We start from the raw sequence: 21,142 nt of genomic DNA on the forward strand, positions 1-21,142 counted from the left end.
TTACTTTTGGCTGACTATGAGTTTCTTTCGCTTATAAAAATTTGGTAGTCCTCTACGGGGAAAATGGCGATGAAGGTTTAAATTTTTATTATAATTAAAGTTTACGAATCGGAGGTAGGAGAAGGGGTTTTGGCTTTACGACTGGTCGCCGCCGCTTCTGCTGAGACGGATTGGGAACCTTTTTAGAAGTTATTTTTTAATAAGTTTTTTATATTTTTTGGATATATATATATATATATATATATTGTGCTTTATAAACAACAGTCTGTGACTTTTGTCTTTAAATTTATACCCTAACCGTCTTTTCTATGAAACATCTACTACTCACCCTAACCTTGCTTACCTCTTTTTTTGCCAGTGCGCAAATAGTAAACATACCCGATGCCAATTTTAAAAATGCACTGCTGAATTATAATCCACCTATTGATACCAATGGGGATGGGGAGATACAGGTTAGTGAGGCGGTGGGAATAACTTTATTAGATGTACAAAATAAAGATATACAGGAACTTACGGGGATTGAAGCTTTTATCGGATTAGAAGAATTGTATTGTGGGGGGAATCAATTGACAGGATTAGATGTTTCACAAAATGTAGATTTACTAACTTTAAGTTGTGCTAATAATTCAATTGCGGAACTTGACCTCTCAGAAAATGTTCTTCTTGAGCAACTTACTTGTTTTAATAATCAAATAACACAATTGGATTTATCACAAAATATAAACCTATTACAGTTAAGTTGCGAAAGAAATCCTTTAAATTTTATAGATGTAACACAATGCCCTAGTCTTAATTTACTTTATTGTTATGAAGCTAATCTAAGTGCTCTGGATGTAAGTCAAAATACCCAATTAGAGTATTTGGCTTGTTATAGAAATAGCATATCAAGTTTGGACGTGAGTCAGCATCCAAACATATCTATATTAGCCTGCTATGATAATGATATTGAATCATTAGATGTTACATTAATTACAAATCTCCAAACTTTATGGGCAGATAAAAATAATATTACAAATATCGATGTTTCACAGAATTCTAATTTATCAACGTTTCATATTTCAAATAATCCTATTTCCAATATTGATGTTTCTTCAAACATAGCGTTAAGAGAAATTAAATTCTCTAATTCCTTAATTCAAGAAATAGATTTGAGCAATAATGTTAATTTATGTAAAGTAGAAGGGTTAAATAATTTGAACTTAAGGTATGTAAATCTTAAAAATGGCAACAACGAAGTTTTTGGTGGAAATTGTTCAATCCCAACCTTATCATTACAAAACAATCCCAACCTCCAATTTATCTGCGTAGAAGATGCCCAATACGCCGCAGCAAATTTTACAGACATTCCACCCTTGGCAACCTTTGTTGAGGATTGCTCAATCGCTAACGGCGACCTAAACAATATAACTGGCACTGTAAAATACGACGATGAAAACAACGGCTGTGATGGTGGTGATGCTGGAGTTGGCAGTCTGCTTGTAAACACAACGGATGGAACGAACAACTTTGCAACTACAACCATAAATACTGGTGATTATAACCTTACCGTTGCAGAAAATACGTATACCACAACAGTTTTGGGGCTTTCGCCTTATTTTACATTAAGTCCGGCGCAAGCGGTTGATACGTTTGTTGGCTTTAACCAAACAGAGATAGCAGATTTTTGTATTGCACCTACCACAACTGCCAATGATCTTGCAATAACGCTTGTGCCATTAAACGCTGCACGTCCCGGTTTTGAGGCTCGTTATAAACTGGTTTATGAAAATGTAGGTACAACGCAGCTAAGTGGAAACGTGGAACTTGATTTTGATGGAACATTGGTAACTTTTGTGGAAGCAACCCCAACGGAAACTTCCGTAAACGGAAATACTATTTTTTGGGATTACAGCAACCTAAACCCTTTTGAAACCCGAACTATTGAAGTGATTTTTGAGGTAGCCCAACCGCCGATAGTTGAAGAAGGAGATGTGTTGGCCTTTATAGCAAGAGTAAACCCAATGAGTGGCGATGCCGCTCCGGATGATAATGTTTTTCAGCTAAACCAAATAGCAGTAAACAGTTTTGACCCCAACGATAAGCAAGTGCTTGAGGGTTATCAAGTGCTGATTGACGATGCCGATGAATACCTGCATTACGTAGTGCGTTTTCAGAATATGGGAACTGCAAGTGCTATCAATGTTCGCGTTCAGGATGCGCTGGATGAAAAACTGGATTGGACAACACTGAAAGTTTTGGACGAAAGCCACGCTATGGAAACGCAGCTTGTAAATGGAACAATTGATTTCATTTTTGACGATATCAATTTGCCAACGGCAACTTCAGATCCTGAGGGAAGCCAAGGTTTTGTGGCTTTTAAGGTAAAACCACTTCCTTCTATTCAATTGGACGATGTAGTGGCAAATGCTGCGGATATATACTTTGATTTTAATGCGGCGATTGTAACCAATACTGTTTACACAAAGTTTGTTGATGAATTGGGCGTTTCTGAATTTGAGACTTTAAAGATTGTTGCATATCCAAATCCCACAAATGATATTCTGAATATTCAAGCTGAGGCTTCAATTTCTTCAATTGAAATAATGAACGTACTTGGGCAGACTTTGCTTACTTCCAAAGGGAGCAGTAATCGTGAACAAGTAGATATTTCTGGGATAAGTGCTGGAAATTATTTTGTTCGGGTTGTTGTTGGAGATGAGAGCCGAGTTTTACGGGTTGTGAAAAAGTAACACACTCGTAACCCTGAAACGTACAACTCTCCATTTCGCGGTATAGAACACTTTCCTATTAAACTAGCTTCTCTTAACAAAAAGTTAAATTTCAAATATTTTCACTCTTTTTAGAATTCTAAAAGCAGTAAAAGTGGAGAATCCGTCTATATTTACCGACCGATAAATAGAACCTTATTAAGGCGTTTATTTTTCACATTTGTTAATAATCAAAACTTCTTTTTCTAATGAAAAAATTAATTATTTGTTTCCTACTTGCTGCTTTCGTTCTGCCTGTTCAGGCCAACGAAGGTATGTGGTTTTTAATGCACATTGAACGCTTAAACTACCGCGATATGCAAAAAATGGGCCTTCAACTTACGCCCGAAGAAATTTATAGTATCAACAATGCAAGTCTGAAAGATGCTATTGTACAGTTTAACCGAGGATGTACTGCCGAAATTATTTCAGATAGTGGTTTGGTGCTTACCAACCATCACTGTGGGTACAGCCAAATAGCTGAACTTTCCACCGCCGAAAATGATTATTTAACCAACGGATTTTGGGCAGGGAATAAAAGCGAGGAATTGAAACCGAAAAGTCTTTCCGTGCGTTTCTTTGTTAGAATGGACGATGTTTCAAAACGTATTTTGGCCTTGGTGAATGATAAAATGACCGAAGCTGAACGCGAAGCAACGATAAACAAAGAGATTGCTAAGATTGAACAAGAAAATAACGAAGGCGGAAAATATACTGTTTCGGTAAAATCTTTTTACCAAGGCAATGAGTTTTACTACTTTGTTTACCAAGATTATAACGATGTGCGTTTGGTAGGAACACCTCCTGCGAGCATTGGAAAATTCGGTGGCGATACAGACAACTGGGAATGGCCAAGACATACTGGCGATTTTTCGCTTTTTAGAGTGTATGCAGATAAGGACGGAAACCCTGCTGAATATTCAGAAGACAATGTGCCTTTAAAGCCAAAACAACACTTAACCACAAGTATAAAAGGTTTCGAAGAAAATGACTTCGCTATGATTATGGGTTATCCAGGTAGAACAAACCGTTGGATGCCTGCAGGCGGAATTGAGCAAAATGTTGAGTATGCGTATCCAGCTTGGGTGGAGGCTTCAAAAACGTCTATGGATGTAATGAAAACATACATGAACAAAGATCAGCAAGTAAATCTTGATTATGCTTCTAGCTATGCGTCTACTGCCAACTATTGGAAAAACCGCCAAGGAATGATTGATGCGTTAAAGCAGCATAAAACTTCTGAAAGCAAACGTAAAGATGAAAAAGCTTTTCAGAAATGGGCAGACAAAAAGGACAATAAAAAGTTTGCCGAAGTGATGCCCGTAATTAATAATTATTATGAAAAGACCAATGAAGTTAGTCGCCACAATAATTATATAGGCTTGTTGCTTAGAACTAAAATGGCTACGCTTCCATATCGATTGGGCAACGCTCTTGATTATTATTTGCAACAAAACGAAGCCAAACAGGCAGAAGTTAAACCTAAGTTAGATGCCGAAATAAATGATCTTTATGAGGGACTTTACCTTCCTTTAGAAAAAGATGTTTTAGCAGCACAATTAAAATTATACTCTACCAAAGCGCAAAACATAGCGCCAATGGTTGCTAGTGTTGCCGAAGCAAATAATAAAAGTGATTCGGGTTGGAATGATTATGTGAATACCGCATTTGCGAATAGCATTTTTGAAACTAAAGAAAAATTGGAAGCTTTTATGGCTAACCCAGATACTGAAGTTTTAAAGAACGATCCGTTATTTCAACTTTCTACAGATTTATTGACTCGTTACCGTTTCAAAACAGAAGAGGAAAAGAAATTGGATAGCGATTATGAGCGTGCTTACAGAATGTTAGTTGAAGGTATGCGTCTTCAAAATCCAGACGAAAAATACTATCCGGATGCAAATAGCACACTACGATTAACCTACGGAAAAGTAATTTCTTTGCCGGCAGATAAGCGTAACGATGCTAACAAAAACTATTACACAACGTTAAAAGGAACTGTTGCAAAATATCAACCCGGCGATGCTGAATTTGATATGCCAAAAGAGCTTATTGATCTTTATGAGAAGAAGGATTTTGGTCAATATGCAGATAAAGACGGCTATTTGCCAGTAAACTTTTTAACAGATAACGACATTACTGGTGGTAACTCAGGTTCACCTGTATTGAACGCAAAAGGAGAGTTAATTGGTTTAGCTTTTGATGGAAACATTGAAGCAATGGCAGGCGATGTTATTTTTGACGATCAGCTGCAACGTACCATTAATGTTGATATACGTTACGTACTTTTCTTAATAGATAAATTCGCTGGAGCAAGTCATATAATTGATGAGTTAACTTTATCGAAATAATTTTTTAGTAGCTTAAAAGCTATTGTATTAAAAAGCCACGAATCCATTCAATTGGATTCGTGGTTTTTTTGTGCGGTAGGTTGATGAAAAAAAAAATTTACTTCGGCGTTGCAACGGGCAAGCGTCAGAGCTAAAAGTTTTGTTTCATATTAATACAATGAAAGACCAACGCCAAAAGTTGTTTGTTTATGGTTGTAGTCTATCAAGCTTTCACCGTAACCTGTAAAAACTTGCGCGTGAATTTTTAAGTTTCTAACAACTCGGTACGAGTAGTCCAATCTTGCACTTCCATGACTATTATTGCCTTTTCTTAGGGAATGTCGGGTTGCTAATTCAAAATCGTGTTTACCTAAAGTATAATTCAAGTTAAGTTCTGCACGCCCCATAAATTCATCAATATCAGGGTTGTCGTCGTTTTCTTCATCTTCAGGCAGGCGAACCCAAGGTCTAAAAACAATTTGTAGTTTTTCAATTTCCCATCCCGCTTGAAAGATAATCCGGTTCCAGCTTCGGCTTAAAGGATTGGAGCGTCCGTTGCTCTGGTGGTTTAATCCCATTCCAACAAAAACACCTTCTAAGCTGCCAATTCTGTATGGTGTTCCAAATATTATAAAAACTTCTGGTTGATAGTTGGTTTCTCTAAAAGGTCTAGATAGCTCATTATTGTACAATTGCCAACGCGAACTTTGTGTATAAGCTCCCCAAATGTCGCCGCCTATTTCGTCACCAAAAACGTCTTGAAGCATTTTGGTTTTAAAACTTATTTGAAAAACCAATTCGGTTGCATTGTAAGCAATGGGCTCAGGAACTACATTATTAGGATTAGCGCTGGCAGGAGCTGTATTTACATCAGTACTATAATTTGTAAAAAGAATATAAAGCGGTTTATACGAGTGTAGCTTAAGATCTACTTTTTTGGACCGAGAAATTGAATCTAGCTGCCAATTTTCTGTGAGGGACAGATATTTTTCTGCATCTTGAGCAAAAGAATGGAAAGAACACAATATTAAAATTGTAAAGAAAAAGTGCTGGGAATACTTCATTAAGATATTTTAGATTGTAAAGATATATTCTGAAATATAAATGAAATGCAAATGCATATTTTTATATTAAACAATTATTTTAGCCTCTCGAAAAATATACCTTTTCGGAAATAGAATTTTCTTAATACTTAAATATCAATTTATAATGGCATCAGGAATTTTCGCAATATTAGATGATATAGCTGCATTGTTGGACGATGTTGCAATGATGAGCAAGGTAGCCGCTAAAAAGACGGCGGGAATCTTGGGCGACGACTTAGCTGTAAATGCAGAAAAGGCTTCTGGTTTTGCTTCCTCTCGCGAAATTCCGGTGTTGTGGGCAATTACAAAAGGTTCGTTTTTAAATAAACTTATTATCCTTCCCATTGCATTTTTACTCAGTGCTTTTTTGCCTTGGGCTGTGACGCTAATTTTAATATTGGGAGGTCTTTACTTAGCCTACGAAGGTGCAGAAAAAATATATGAATTCTTTTTTCCTCACGCGCATTCAAATGAATCTTTAGCAGAAGTAGGGCTTACCGAGAGCGAAATATTAGCAATTGAAAAAGAACGCGTAAAATCGGCTATTTTAACCGATTTTATCCTTTCCATAGAAATAGTCATCATTGCTTTAGGAACGGTGGTTGAAGAAACGCTAACTACACAAATTATGGTGGTGAGCATTATAGCAATTGTGGCAACAGTAGGCGTTTACGGTATTGTTGCGCTAATAGTGCGTATGGACGAAGCTGGCTTTAAATTGATAAAACGCAGCAAAGGCGAAAATAGCTTTTCTAAAAAGTTGGGAATGGTTTTAGTACAAGCCCTCCCGAAGGTTATTAAATCATTAAGCATAATCGGGACCATCGCACTTATTTTGGTTGCAGGTGGAATTTTCGTGCATAATATTGATTTCTTTCACCATTTATTTCCTGCTATTCCATCATTAATTACTGAGTTTGTTGTTGGCCTTTTGGTGGGTTTTGCCTGCTTGATTGTAGTTATGGGTTTCAAAAAAATATGGAAATTGGTTAAAGGCAATAAATAACTTCAAATTACAAGCATATTTTTTTTAGTGATTTTGTAAACTTTATAGCTTGTTATTGGAGTCCAGAACAATTAATTCCAAAAAATCGCACAAATACTTTCAATTTTACGACATTTGAAACCCCATAATTTTCTAGATTGAAAAAAAGTATAGTAGCCATATCATTTCTCTTTGTATTGTTTGCTCCAGCGGTGACAATGTTCTTCTATCTCCACTTTCAAAAGGCGAGTATTAAGCGCGAAATAAAGTGGAAAATGATTGCTGGAATGGAACAAGATGAATTGGTTCTTTTAAAGTTTTCAAAAGAAGAAATTAATACTAAACTACGCTGGGAGCATTCAAAGGAATTTGAATACAACGGGCAGATGTACGACGTTGTTTCCAAAGAAATAAAGGGAGATTCCATTTATTACCGCTGCTGGTGGGATCACGACGAAACTGCCCTCAATAAGAAATTGCAAATACTCGTGGCAGATTCTTTTGACTCAAACAACGAGAATCGCGACAACCAAAAACAACTTTATAATTATTTTCACTCCTTTTTCTGCTCAGAACTTTTTGAGTGGCAAGCCGTTCCAACATTCGCTTTGTCTGCAATATATCAGGACAATTTATGTGTAAATAATTTCTTTTCAATACGTTTAAGTCCGCCCACACCTCCTCCACAACTAAGTTAACAACATTTATACATTTAGATTATTGTCGTTATTTCAGTATGGCGGCAACAATTGTTTATAGTGTTTAAAAGTAAACGCTTAAAAATTCAGATTCCGAGCAATTAAGCTTTGGACTCTGAACAATTTGCAATCTTTACTTTTTAAACTTCAGTTAATTTAAAACAAGCCAATTATAAAATGAAGAAATTATTTACCCTGTGGTTATTGGTGGGTTTTGTGGGAACCTCCCTAGCCCAAACCATAACCATTAAAGATGCCGAAAGCAGTGAGCCAATAGAGCTGGTTACGCTTAGTAGCACTCATGCTAAAATTTATGCCACCACAAATTCAAAAGGGCAAGCAGACATCACCGCTTTTAAAAATGCCGAAAAAATTGAAATACGCACAATGGGTTATAAAACTGTGATAAAAAGTTATGACCAACTACAAACCGAAGGGTTCACTATACTTTTAGAGATTTCTAATTTAAGTCTTGATGAGGTTGTTATTTCTGGTTCGCGCTGGAGGCAAAGCAGCGACGATGTACCTTCAAAAATAATCTCTATTTCAGCAAAGGACATTGCGCTACAGAATCCGCAGACCGCGGCAGATCTTTTAAGTTCTTCCGGGAAAGTATTTGTTCAGAAAAGTCAGCAGGGTGGTGGAAGCCCCATGATTCGTGGCTTTGCAACGAGCAGATTACTTTACTCTGTTGATGGCGTTCGAATGAACACCGCCATTTTTCGATCTGGAAACCTTCAAAATGTTATTAGTTTAGATCCTTTCGCAATGGAGGGAGCCGAAGTGCTATTTGGTCCGGGTTCGGTAATTTATGGTAGTGATGCCATTGGTGGCGTAATGAGTTTTCAAACTTTAACTCCACGACTTTCATTAACGGATTCTCCTTTAGTAACGGGAAAAGCAAATTTGCGCTATTCATCTGCAAACAATGAAAAGACGGGGCATTTTGATGTGAATTTAGGTTTTAAAAAGTGGGCATTTGTAACCAGTATTTCATCTTGGGATTATGATAATTTGCGTCAGGGAAGCCATGGCCCGGACGATTATTTAAAGGATTATTATGTGCAACGACAGGATAGTACTGATGTTGTGATTACGCAGGAAGATAAGTTGCTCCAAATTCCGACGGCATATTCACAAATTAATATGATGCAGAAAGTCCGTTTTCATCCTAGCGAAGCTTGGGATTTTCAATATGGTTTTCATTATTCTGAAACCTCACCCTATGGAAGATACGACAGACACTTACGAGTTCGCGATGAATTGCCGCGTTATGCAGAATGGGACTACGGTCCTCAAATTTGGATGATGAATAATCTAAACATTAACCATACTGCAAACAATGCTGTTTTCGACCAAATGAGCATTCGCTTGGCACACCAATGGTTTGAGGAGAGTAGAATTGATCGAACTTTTAACAAAACCGAACGCAATTCGCAAGCTGAAGAAGTAAGCGCATATTCTGCCAATTTGGATTTTATAAAAGAGACAGGTGAAAGAAACACCCTTTTTTACGGACTTGAATATGTGTTGAATGATGTAAAGTCTACAGGTTTATTGACAGATGTTTTAACAGGTATTTCGGAAGCGGGCCCGGCACGTTATCCTGCGTCCAAATGGCAATCTATTGCGGCTTATGTTACCGATGAGTTTAAGGTTACAGATAATTTCACCTTAAGTGGTGGAGCGCGTTACAATTATATTTTGTTGGATTCTGAATTTGACACTACGTTTTATCCATTTCCTTTTACTGAAGCCAACTTAAACAATGGCGCACTCACAGGCAGCATAGGTGGCGTTTATCGTCCCAACAATACTTGGGTGATAAGCTCCAATTTGGGTTCGGCTTTTAGAGCGCCTAACGTTGATGATGTGGGGAAAGTTTTTGATTCGGAACCTGGAAGTGTTGTAATTCCCAATCCAGATTTAAAACCCGAATACGCTTACAATGCAGATTTAAGTATTGCAAAAGTTTTTGGTGATATTCTAAAAGTAGATGTTACGGGTTATTACACTTCTTTGAAAGATGCATTAGTACGTAGAGATTTTAAGCTGAACGGTCAAGATAGCATCGTGTATCAGGGAGAATTGAGCCAGGTGCAAGCAATTCAAAATGCTGCCGTTGCCCATGTTTATGGTTTACAGGCAGGCGTTGAAGTGAAATTGCCAAAAGGATTTGGTTTTTCTACCGATGTTAATTTTCAAAAAGGTGAAGAAGAATTAGATAATGGTGAAACAAGTACATCTCGCCATGCTGCTCCATTTTTTGCAGTTTCCCGTTTGAATTATAAGGCGAAGAAGCTAAGTATGGAAGTGAATGTAAACTATCAAGGCCAATATGATTTTGACGAGCTTCCTGATGAAGAAAGAGGCAAAACAGAAATATATGCGCTCGATGAAAACGGAAATCCGTATGCTCCGTCTTGGTACACGCTTAACTTTAAAGCGCTATACAAATTAACAGATACTTTTGATGTAAGCGGTGGTATTGAAAATCTAACAGACCAACGTTACCGTCCATATAGCTCTGGTCTTTCAGGCGCTGGCAGGAATTTTATTCTTGCATTGACGGCGCATTTTTAATTTTCAACATAGTATGTTGAAATAAAGTTGAGTAAGTTTTAGATTTACGTAAAATGTGTAGCTAATTATGCTTTTTTAGGAAATATACTTGAGGTTGTGAATAAAATGTATGCAAAATAAAAAGTTAATCATTACCTAATAAGCCACTTAAACAAGCAAATCTTGCTTATATTTGAATCAAGCCTATTTGGCTTAATTCTCCCCACTTAATTTGAAAGAACCCACTCCAGTTTTGGAGTGGGTTCTTAGTTTTTCGGAAATAGTGGGGCAAAAAGGAAAGGGCCGGTCAGTAATAACTTAACACGAACCCTTTCACTCATCAACTAACTATACAAACCAAAGAATAGTTAAACACGCGACTTGCGTTTTTTCATTTTTTTATCTTCTAGTTTTTTCAATATTTTTTCCTGCTTTAATGCTTTTGCATCTTTAGCGGAAGTTCTAAGATTATTTCCTTTTGCCATGATATAATTTTTAAAAATTAGAAACATAACATCCAGTTTTCCTTTTCAGAATAAATAGTTAGGGCGAGTTTTAAACACCATAAATTATGGAGTATAATGGGCGGATGTAATTTTAGTGAAAAAGAAAAACGTTGCGGCACACTCGCGGGTGCGCCTTAATTCGGGAAGATGATTTTCAGTTTAAAAAAGTAGAAAAATAACGGTTTCCGCAGACCTGTTTGGTTACAAATGCTCTTAGTAAATTGAATTAAGCAGGGCATAGCGGAAACGTTAATAATTTGAAGTAAACATATTCAATTTTATGCAGGAAAACAAATTAAAAACGGTTATACGGTAACTCTCGGGATTTTGCTGTAGTAGGGAATCCCAACAAATTGAAAGATAGTTTTTACCATTTCATTTTTTCTACAAAACAGTATAATTTCTTTATTGTTTTCACGCGCTTTTTTACTGGTCATATATAGCATATAAGCACCTGCGGCGTCAAACTTTTCTAATAGATCTAAATCTATAATTAAAGAGGAGGTTTTATCGAGGGCAGTTTCAATTTTGAATTGAACTTCGGAGAGATTACCGCTGTATAATTTCCCCTCTAAACTCAAAAAACGATTAGTTAAAAAACTATGCAATTTCATACTAAGTGATTTAAAATTAACGATCACATAGGTTTGCGTAGGAATTTGAGGGCAAATTTAACTTGGGGATAAATTTTAGTAACTGTGAATTTACAGAATAATAGCTGATTATAAGCCCTTTAACTGTGCGAATATGACTACTAATGGCATGACTTATCAACAAATTCATTTTTTTTAAAGTAAATAACAACATTAAACTGTTAACTGTCAATCCACTTCTTTTTAATAGTTTTGCAGCTTTTAAAAAAGGATTTAAGACTTAAGACAGAGCAAAGCCTTTAAAAATGACTTAAGACGTAGCAATGAAAAAAAAGCGTGCTGATCATTTTGAAAAGTGTCATTCGTCCTACGTCTTAAAGTCCTACGTCATAAAAAACAACACATTAATATATGATTTCAATAGATAATTTAGCGGTTGAATTTAGTGGAGATACGCTTTTTAGTGATGTTACTTTCGTTGTAAACGAAAACGACAAAATAGCCCTAATGGGTAAAAATGGCGCCGGAAAAAGTACGATGATGAAGATAATTGCCGGCGAACAAAAAGCTACGCGTGGCCATGTGCGTGCGCCAAAAGATGCGGTTATTGCATACTTGCCGCAGCATTTGCTTACAGATGATAGCTGCACCGTTTTTGAGGAAGCCTCGAAAGCGTTTAAACAGATTTTTGAAATGAGGGACGAAATGGATCGCCTCAATAAAGAATTGGAAACCCGAACCGATTATGAAAGTGATGCGTATATGAACATCATCACCAAAGTGGCAGAAGTAGGCGAAAAGTATTATGCACTCGAAGAAATAAATTACGAAGCCGAAGTAGAAAAAGCACTTCGCGGACTTGGTTTTAAAAGAAGCGATTTGCACCGTCCAACTTCCGAATTTAGTGGCGGATGGCGTATGCGAATTGAATTGGCAAAATTGTTACTTCAAAAGCCGGATTTAATTTTGCTGGATGAGCCTACTAATCACGTAGATATTGAATCTGTAATCTGGTTGGAAGATTTTTTGCTGAATAAAGCAAAAGCCGTAATCGTTATTTCGCACGACAGAAAATTTATCGATAACATTACAAACCGCACCATTGAAGTAACAATGGGAAGGATTTACGATTACAAAGCTAATTACAGTCACTATTTGCAATTACGCGCCGATAGAAGATCGCACCAAATAAAAGCGTACGAAGAACAACAAAAATTTATTGCAGATACCCAACAATTTATAGATCGTTTTAAAGGCACTTATTCTAAAACCAATCAAGTGAATTCTCGCGAAAAGATGCTTGAAAAGTTACAGGTAATTGAAATTGATGAAATAGATACTTCAGCTTTAGCACTTCGTTTTCCGCCTTCACAACGCAGTGGCGATTATCCGGTGGTTGCGGAAGGACTCACTAAAAAGTACGGCGATTTGGTGGTTTTTAAGGATGCCAATATGAGTATTTCTCGCGGTGAAAAAGTGAGTTTTGTGGGTAGAAATGGCGAAGGAAAATCTACAATGATAAAAGCCATTATGGGCGAAATAGATTTTGAGGGAACTTGCGCTTTAGGCCACAACACCAAGGTGGGTTATTTTGCGCAAAATCAAGCGGCACTTTTAGATAAAGAACTCACCGTTTTTCAGACCGTAGATGAGGTTGCCAAAGGTGAAATTAGAAACCAGATAAAAAACATTCTCGGACGTTTTATGTTTAGCGGCGACGATATTGACAAAAAAGTGGGTCTGCTTTCCGGGGGAGAAAAAACGCGTTTGGCTATGGTAAAACTATTACTGGAACCCGTAAACGTTTTAATTCTCGATGAGCCTACAAACCATTTAGATTTAAAATCGAAAGATGTGCTAAAAGAGGCATTGCTTCAGTTTGATGGCACCTTGATACTTGTTTCCCACGACCGCGATTTCTTGCAGGGGCTTTCTGAAAAAGTATTCGAATTTAAAGACAAACGCGTTATTGAACACTTTGAAAGTATAGACGATTTTCTTCAACGAAATAGAATTGAAAATTTGAAAGATATTGACTTGAAGGTTTAGATGTATTAATTAGAAAACTAAAACATAGAAATAATTGATAATTTAAAATTTCGTAATTTCGCAACTCAAAAAAAAGTTATTCCTTTCAATCTTTATGGTTTGCATTTATTCTCTAAGACTTTGAAATAATGAAGCATTGAGATTATGTTACCTATATTTAACGCAGGTGTTTTTTTAATTGATGTACGGTAAAATGAAAAGAGAGGAAAAAATTTCCCGAATGGTTAGTGACAAGGATCTGGACATATATGAGAGAAATCTCAACGAAAGTGAACTTAATTTCGGAACACTTAAAATTCATCGCCTAACACGTTTATATACTTTCATTAGTCAAATAAACCGAGCAATCGCTCATTCTTCTGACGAACAAGAATTTCTTAAAAAAGCCTGCAACATTTCCATTGAAGCAGGGAATTTCAAAGTTGCTTGGATTGGAATGATAGATTCAACTACTGGGCAAATAAACCTTGTTGAGCAAGCCGGTTTAAATCCCGATGCTACTGTAAGTTCCACAGATGCATTTTTTCAATATAAAGATTCACAAAGTCAGGCGTTGCATACTGGCAAAACCTTTGTTTGTAATTCTGACGAATGTAAGTTACAAATACCAGATTATAGTGCTGCAGCCGCTAAAATGGATTCCGGTTCATATATAGTATTGCCATTAAAAAAACAGGGTGCTGTAATAGGCACATTTAATTTATATGCATCTGAATTAAATTTTTTCACAACGGAAGAAATTCAACTTCTAGAGGAAGCAACAGCAGATCTTTCGAATGCGCTGGATATTTTAGAAAGGCTGAGAATAAAGAAGATAAGGGTAGAAGCTTTGCAGACAACGGAGGCAAATCTACAAGCCATTGTTAATAGTACTTCAGAAGGATTTATTTTAACGGATACAAAAGGTGTTATTATTGAATTTAATAATAATGCTAAAAATACTATTTATAACATTTCAAAGGAAACGTTAAGCGCGGGAAAAAACTCCTTCGATTTCCTGCCAAATTCTCGCAAGCAGGCCTACAGATCGTATTTCGCAAAAGTTTTGTCAGGTGAAACTGTGATTTTCGATAATGTTTATGGCGATTCGTGGTTTAATTTTACAATTTCTCCTGTTTATAACCTAGAAGCAATAACGGGGATTTGTCTTTCTTTCAAAGAATTTACAGAAAGAAAGATTGCCGAAAATAACCTCAGAAATACTTCGGTTGAGTTGAAAAAAACACTTTCTGAACTCAATAAAATATTACATTCTTCTTTAGACCTTATTTGTACAATCAATGCAGATGGCGAGTTTGTTAATGTAAATAAGGCGTCGCAAAATGTTCTAGGTTATAGCCCTGAAGAACTAATAGGTTTAAAATTTATAAATTTTGTTTACGATAAGGATGTCGATGTCACGTATAATGTATTTAAAAATATTTTTAACGCCATTAATACCCCTGGTTTTGAAAATAGATATTTGCACAAAAGCGGTAGAGTAGTCCCGCTGTTATGGTCTGTTAATTATGATGAAGAACATGGGTTAATGTATTGCGTAGCAAAGGATGTAACAGAAAAAAAGAAATTTGAGAAAATCATTGAAAATGAGAGGGACCAGTTTTACAATATTTTCTTAAAAGCACCCTCAGCAATTGGTATGTTAAAAGGCGTAAACCATGTTTTTGAAATGGTTAACCCCAATTATTTACAGTTGACAGGCAAAATAGATGTGATAGGGAAAAACATTGCAGATGTGTTTCCAGAAATAATTGAGCAAGGATTTATTGACATGTTAGACCATGTTTATCAGACCGGCGAATCGCACACTGGCGCTGAGATAATGATTAAAATAGATAAAGAAGGAAATGGTAAAATTACCGAACTATATATAGACTTCGTTTTCCAAGCCTATAGAAATACTGAGGGTAATATAGAAGGTGTTTTCTTTTTTATAAACGATACTACCGAACAAGTGGTGTCGAGGAAAAATATTGAAAAAAGCGAGAATAAATACCGTCAAATTCTAGAAACTGCGCAGGAGGGTATATGGCTGCTCGACGAATATAGTAGAACAACTTTTGTAAACAAAAAGATGTGCGAGATTCTTGAATACACGGAAGAAGAAATGCTAGGTAAGGAGAATTTTCATTTTATGAATGAGGAAGGAAAGGTTAATGCTTTGATTGCCTTGGAGCGAAGGAAACAGGGAATAGCTGAAAATCTTGAATATACCTTTATATCTAAAAACGGAAAAAATGTTCTCACTAAAATGTCTGCCAATCCTATTTTTGACGATGAGGCAATTTTTAGAGGGTCACTGGGAATGGTTTCAGATATTACTGAAAAGAAACATTTAGAAGACCTTTTAGAAAAGTCGAACAGGCTTGCGAGAATTGGAAGCTGGGAGATTGATGTTGCTGAAGGGACCGTATTTTGGTCGGATATAACAAAGGAAATTCGTGAAGCAGGACCTGATTTTATCCCAGATCTTTCAACAGGCATGGGTCTTTTTACTGAGGGCGAACATAATAAAATTATAACGCAGCGTGTACAGCAATGCATGGATAACGGAATTCCTTGGGATGAGGAGCTACAATTCACCACCTTTAAGGGAAACCTGAAATGGGTTCGTACCATTGGCGAAGCAGTTTTTACAAATGGAAAATGCAGCAAAATATACGGTAGTTTTCAGGATATTACTGAACATAAAAATGCGGCAGATAAAGTATTACGAAGCGAAGCAAAGTTAAATGTAGCACAACTTATAGCCCAAGTAGGAAGTTGGGAACTGGATGTAGCTACCAATCAATATAGTTGGTCCGACGAGTTTTATAGAATCTTAGGAATAAGTGAAGATATAGAACCATCTCGCGATTCATTTTTGAAATTTATACATCCCGAAGATAGAGATCGTGCCACAAATACTATGAATGAAGCTATCGCCATGCAGGAAGATTCATCATTTCATTTTCGTTTTATTAGGCAAAATGGCGAATTGGGCTATGCATCCTCAGAATGGAAGTTTGAATTTGATAGCTCTGGAAACCCATTGTACGTTTATGGTATTATGAGAGACTTGACAAAAGAAAAAAAGGCAGAAAGTGAACGCCTTAAAATGATATCGGACATTATACAGCGCAATAAAGATCTTGAGCAATTTTCTTATATCATCTCGCACAACCTTCGTTCGCCGGTAGCAAATATTATTGGTATAACTGAAGAATTGAAAGACGAAGCCCATAGTGCAGAAGTAAAACTGATGCTGGGCGAAGCGCTAAGTTCTGATGCTAATCGACTTGAAAATGTAATTGCCGATCTTAACACTATTCTTCAAACAAAAACGGAAATTACTGAGCGCAAAGAAGAGGTTATACTCTCAGAGTTGGCGAACAATATCGAGCTGAGCATTAGCGATCTTATTCAGAAAGAAGAAGTAACGATTATAACAGATTTTTCTGCTGCAGATACTTTTAATACTATTAAAAGTTATATGCAGAGTATATTTTACAACCTTATTTCGAATAGTATTAAATATCGCCAGCCTGAGCTTATTCCAGTTATTGAAATAAGTTCGCACATAAGTAAAAATAAACTGTTCATAATTTTCAAAGACAATGGAATGGGTATTGACTTAGTGAAGGAAGGCGAACAAATATTTGGGCTCTACAAAAGATTTCATTCTGATACTGAAGGAAAGGGAATGGGCTTGTATATGGTTAAAACACAAGTAGAAACATTGGGCGGAAAAATTTCGGTAACCAGCGAGGTAAATAAAGGAGCTATATTTACAATTGAATTTGATTATAGAAAATAACATTTGCGTAGTGTTAAATGTTTAGTAAGCACTTGGGTGACTACTACAATTAAGTATATTTAGCTATATGAATGCCGATAGGCATAATACTAACCATTATTGAATGCGCTAATACCGTTGCGTGTTTAAAAAGTCAACGATGAAATTACCTGAACGTTTTATAGTGGTCGATGATGATCGAACCAGTAATATGATTTGCGAGTTTTCTTTGCGTAGATTTTCTCCCATTACAGAGATTAAAACTTTTGTGAGTCCTGAGGATGCCCTTCAATTTATAAAGGAAGATTATGTAGATACTACATTAAGTACCCCGACAATGCTTTTTCTTGATATCAATATGCCCGTTTTTACTGGTTGGGATTTTTTAGAGATTTTCAATAACTTTTCCCAGCACATACGGCAACAGTTTATTATTTATGTACTTACTTCTTCTATTGAGCAAAAAGACTTAGAAAAAGCTGATGCAATTCCGCACGTAAAAGATTTATTGTCTAAACCACTATCTACAAAAATGGTAAGCGGCCTTTTTGATGAAGCGTAGTATTTTCATAGCTGTCTCGCCGTCTATTTTAGTTACTTCAGTTTTGGTAATGTAAATTACTTTAGGCAATAACAAATTCAATTCCTTTACTCACTTCTTAAGCTTTCTGTTTACTCCTCAATTAGTTGAAGGTTTTCCAAAACCTATAGTCTTTGATTATAAACATTCAATAAGAAATCACTTTATTTAATGTAATTTTATAGTAATTCCAGCGACATTTTAACGATGAAAGACTCTTTATTAGACGACTTAAAAGGCGAAAATAATTTTGCTTTTGGCACTCTTTATAAAAACCACTTCGATACTGTAAAGTATTTCGTTCTGAAAAATAACGGCAGTACAGCAGATGCCGATGATGTTTTTCAAGATACAATGCTTGTTTTAGTTGAAAAGTTGCGGTTGGATAATTTTGTATTAACTGCTTCAATAAAAACCTACGTTGTGGCAATAAGTAAGAATATTTGGTTTAAAAAACTGAGAAATGCAGGTCGCGAAATTGCGTTCGAAAATATGCACGATAATACTCTTTTCGAAGAAATTAATCTTGATATAGAACGAGAAAAAACCTATGCAGATAAAATGAAAGGTTATATGTTGAAAATAACTGACCATTGCAGTAGATTAATTAACGATCTTTTTTACAACGGTAAAGAACTAGCCGAAATACAGACAGAATACGGTTATACCACAAGGCATAATGCCGTAAATCAAAAACATAAATGCATAAGCCAAATACGAAAAATCAAGGAGCAAGAAAGAGATTGAAAAAATAATTTAATGCAACGGGTGATATTATGAAGTTATTGGTATTAATAAGTATAAACAAATAAATATACTACAGATGATATCAAAAATGAAAACCCTATTATTCGCTTTTTTCGCGACAATTTTATTTTCTTTCACCGCGCAGGCGCAAGATTCCAGTATGTGGATGCTGGACAAAGATCACACTTCGGTCAACTTTTCAATCAATCACTTCTTTTCTGAAGTTAAAGGTAATTTCACCGATTTTGACGGCAAATTTCAGATAGACCCTAAGAATATTGCTGATGGGAAATTAAGCTTCACTGTTAAAACACATAGTGTTAATACTGAAAATGCAAAAAGAGACAAACATTTACAATCTCCAGATTTCTTTGATGCCGAAACCTATCCAGAAATAACGTTTTCTTCAACAAAGCTGGAGTCAACATCAATAAATGAATTCCTCGCACACGGCGATTTAACAATTAGAGGTGTGACCAAAAAGGTTTCTTTGCCTTTTAAAATCACAGGGCAAATGGAGCACCCAATGATGAAAGGAACCATGATTATGGGGTTGTTACTTAACACTACCATTAATAGAACAGATTACAAAGTGGGCACGGGCAGCTGGTCTACAACAATGGTTGTTGGCGATGAGGTGCAAATCAATATTCCAATGGAGTTAAATCAAAAAAGATAATCAATTATGAAATCAAATATATCTAAGTCAATTGTAGCGGGTATCGTTGGTACCATAGTAATGTCTATTGTAATTTTAATGGCTCCTTATATGGGGATGCCAAAAATGTCGCCTCCTGCAATGGTAGCGGGAATGTTAGGAATGCCCTTATTTGTGGGCTGGATAATGCATTTTATGATAGGGATTGTATATGCATTTGTTTATGTCTATCTATTTAATCCTAAAGTAAAAATTGCAAATACCTTAATATCTGGGTTGCTATTTGGCTTTTTGGCATTTGTTTTTGCGAAAATTATGATGACAATTATGGGCGCGGCTCCAGGCGAAGGATCTATGGTAATGCTATTGATGGCAACATTAATTGGCCACCTTGTATTTGGATTGGGAGTGGCTTTTACTGCTCGTAAATAATTATAACTAACTAGTAAACAGAATTGTCAGAAGTTAAGCTTGTCTAAAATAATTTATAGAAAGCAGAACTTATGATAGTTTTGTTTTAACAAACACAACATATTATGGGAAAACCAGATTTTACAAAACTAAAAGTTCTTTACATTAACTGCACATTAAAGCAATCTCCGCAAACTAGCCATACGCAAGGATTAATGAATGTTTCGCAAAATATTCTGGAAGCCGAAGGGGTTTCTTTTGAAAACATTCGCCTTGTGGATCATCCCGTTGCATACGGAGTATATCCAGATATGACCGAGCATGGCGCGAAAGAAGATGCTTGGCCTGAAATTTGGAAAAAAGTAGATGAAGCAGATATATTAATTATCGGTAGCCCAATTTGGTTGGGAGAAAAATCTTCGGTTGCTACAAAATTAATTGAACGTCTTTACGCAATGAGTAGTTTGCAAAATGAAAAAGGACAATATTATTTCTACGGAAAAGTAGGGGGTTGTATCATTACGGGTAATGAAGATGGAATAAAACATTGTTCAATGGGTATTTTGTATGCCATGCAACATGTGGGCTACAGTATTCCGCCGCAAGCAGACTGTGGTTGGATAGGCGAAGCTGGGCCAGGTCCGAGTTATTTGGATGAAGAAAGCAATGCCAAGAATAACGGTTTCACTAATAGGAATACTACCTTTATGACTTACAATTTGCTTCATTTGGCAAAAATGCTGAAAGAGCAAGGTGGTTATCCAGCTTATGGTAATTCACGAAAAGCTTGGGACGACGGCACCCGCTGGAATTTTGAAAACCCGGAATATCGTTAAGAGTATCGGTTTTCTTAATATTTCGGCATAGTGCTTGATTTCTTCTGTGAAAAATATGAATTATGAAAACACGAAATATATTATTTGCAGCGTTGTTTTGTTTTATTCTTGGTGGCGTAACTGCGCAAGATAAAATCGCTAAAGCACAACTAGCCACTAAAACAGACCAAAGTAGGATGGCTATTTTGTTGAATTCAAAAAACTTTGAATTTGTAGCAAACACCATGTATCCGTTGGGGCAACCGCCAAAAAATTTAGTGGGTAGTAGTTATTCCGTAACCTTTTCGCCAGAAATGATTATCAGCAATATGCCGTTTTATGGGCGCGCATATAGCGCTATGATTTCGGGAAAAGATAAAGGAATGCGCTTTAAAGGAGCGCCGGAAGATTTTACCATTGCGGAAATGAAAAGGGGCTATGAAGTAAAGGCTACAGTGAAAAATGAAAACGATACCTATACGCTTCTGCTAACAGTAAGCGACTCTGGTTTTGCAACACTTTCTATTAATACCAATAATCGAGATACTGTGAATTATCAGGGTGAAGTTAAATAATATTCAATGTTTAACTTAAAGATATC

15 protein-coding genes are annotated in these 21,142 nt (G+C 36.2%); 13 read left to right on the forward strand and 2 right to left on the reverse strand.

The annotated features are described in order from the left end of the window. Nucleotides 1-308: 308 nt before the first annotated feature. Together AC3RVG_RS10845 and AC3RVG_RS10850 are read left to right on the forward strand one after the other, a co-directional pair. A complete protein-coding gene (locus AC3RVG_RS10845; RefSeq protein WP_489691480.1) occupies nucleotides 309-2,729 on the forward strand; it encodes a DUF7619 domain-containing protein in 2,421 nt (806 codons plus the stop codon). A 227-nt stretch (nucleotides 2,730-2,956) separates the two neighbouring features. Continuing rightward, on the forward strand, nucleotides 2,957-5,098 hold the full coding sequence (locus AC3RVG_RS10850; RefSeq protein ID WP_489691481.1) for a S46 family peptidase: 2,142 nt from the start codon (nucleotides 2,957-2,959) through the stop codon (nucleotides 5,096-5,098). Nucleotides 5,099-5,247: 149 nt separating this feature from the next. Here AC3RVG_RS10850 and AC3RVG_RS10855 read toward each other — a convergent pair whose 3' ends face one another. Then, nucleotides 5,248-6,141, reverse strand: a complete 894-nt coding sequence (locus AC3RVG_RS10855) for a phospholipase A (protein ID WP_489691482.1) — start codon at nucleotides 6,139-6,141, stop codon at nucleotides 5,248-5,250. Between the two features lie 145 nt (nucleotides 6,142-6,286). Here AC3RVG_RS10855 and AC3RVG_RS10860 point away from each other — a divergent pair, with 145 nt between their 5' ends. From AC3RVG_RS10860 to AC3RVG_RS10870, 3 genes are all read left to right on the forward strand, one after another. Further along, nucleotides 6,287-7,168, forward strand: a complete 882-nt coding sequence (locus AC3RVG_RS10860; protein WP_489691483.1) for a DUF808 domain-containing protein — start codon at nucleotides 6,287-6,289, stop codon at nucleotides 7,166-7,168. A gap of 137 nt (nucleotides 7,169-7,305) precedes the next feature. After that, nucleotides 7,306-7,845, forward strand: a complete 540-nt coding sequence (locus tag AC3RVG_RS10865; RefSeq protein ID WP_489691484.1) for a hypothetical protein — start codon at nucleotides 7,306-7,308, stop codon at nucleotides 7,843-7,845. 177 nt (nucleotides 7,846-8,022) lie between these two features. Beyond that, nucleotides 8,023-10,428 (forward strand): TonB-dependent receptor, encoded by a 2,406-nt coding sequence (locus tag AC3RVG_RS10870; RefSeq protein ID WP_489691485.1) that lies wholly within the window; start codon nucleotides 8,023-8,025, stop codon nucleotides 10,426-10,428. A gap of 790 nt (nucleotides 10,429-11,218) precedes the next feature. Here AC3RVG_RS10870 and AC3RVG_RS10875 read toward each other — a convergent pair. Further along, a complete protein-coding gene (locus AC3RVG_RS10875; RefSeq protein WP_489691486.1) occupies nucleotides 11,219-11,527 on the reverse strand; it encodes an STAS domain-containing protein in 309 nt (102 codons plus the stop codon). A 390-nt stretch (nucleotides 11,528-11,917) separates the two neighbouring features. Here AC3RVG_RS10875 and AC3RVG_RS10880 point away from each other — a divergent pair, with 390 nt between their 5' ends. The 8 genes from AC3RVG_RS10880 (at nucleotide 11,918) to AC3RVG_RS10915 (ending at nucleotide 21,116) form a co-directional block, all read left to right on the forward strand. After that, nucleotides 11,918-13,555, forward strand: a complete 1,638-nt coding sequence (locus AC3RVG_RS10880; RefSeq protein ID WP_489691487.1) for an ABC-F family ATP-binding cassette domain-containing protein — start codon at nucleotides 11,918-11,920, stop codon at nucleotides 13,553-13,555. A 193-nt stretch (nucleotides 13,556-13,748) separates the two neighbouring features. After that, nucleotides 13,749-17,351, forward strand: coding sequence for a PAS domain S-box protein (locus AC3RVG_RS10885; RefSeq protein WP_489691488.1), 3,603 nt, complete (start codon nucleotides 13,749-13,751; stop codon nucleotides 17,349-17,351). Nucleotides 17,352-17,490: 139 nt separating this feature from the next. Next, on the forward strand, nucleotides 17,491-17,892 hold the full coding sequence (locus AC3RVG_RS10890) for a response regulator (protein WP_489691489.1): 402 nt from the start codon (nucleotides 17,491-17,493) through the stop codon (nucleotides 17,890-17,892). A 225-nt stretch (nucleotides 17,893-18,117) separates the two neighbouring features. After that, nucleotides 18,118-18,657: an RNA polymerase sigma factor gene (locus tag AC3RVG_RS10895; RefSeq protein WP_489691490.1), complete on the forward strand. Its 540-nt coding sequence runs from the start codon at nucleotides 18,118-18,120 to the stop codon at nucleotides 18,655-18,657. An 88-nt stretch (nucleotides 18,658-18,745) separates the two neighbouring features. Beyond that, entirely contained in the window at nucleotides 18,746-19,336 is a 591-nt protein-coding gene (locus AC3RVG_RS10900; RefSeq protein WP_489691491.1) for a YceI family protein, read from the forward strand. A 6-nt stretch (nucleotides 19,337-19,342) separates the two neighbouring features. Beyond that, nucleotides 19,343-19,747 carry a DUF6789 family protein gene (locus tag AC3RVG_RS10905; RefSeq protein ID WP_489691492.1) on the forward strand — a complete coding sequence of 135 codons (405 nt, stop codon included), beginning with the start codon at nucleotides 19,343-19,345 and terminating at the stop codon, nucleotides 19,745-19,747. A gap of 104 nt (nucleotides 19,748-19,851) precedes the next feature. Continuing rightward, nucleotides 19,852-20,562 carry a flavodoxin family protein gene (locus tag AC3RVG_RS10910; RefSeq protein ID WP_489691493.1) on the forward strand — a complete coding sequence of 237 codons (711 nt, stop codon included), beginning with the start codon at nucleotides 19,852-19,854 and terminating at the stop codon, nucleotides 20,560-20,562. A 62-nt stretch (nucleotides 20,563-20,624) separates the two neighbouring features. Beyond that, nucleotides 20,625-21,116, forward strand: coding sequence for a DUF4251 domain-containing protein (locus tag AC3RVG_RS10915; protein ID WP_489691494.1), 492 nt, complete (start codon nucleotides 20,625-20,627; stop codon nucleotides 21,114-21,116). Nucleotides 21,117-21,142: the final 26 nt, after the last annotated feature.

Source organism: Aequorivita sp. IT1282 (assembly GCF_058068205.1).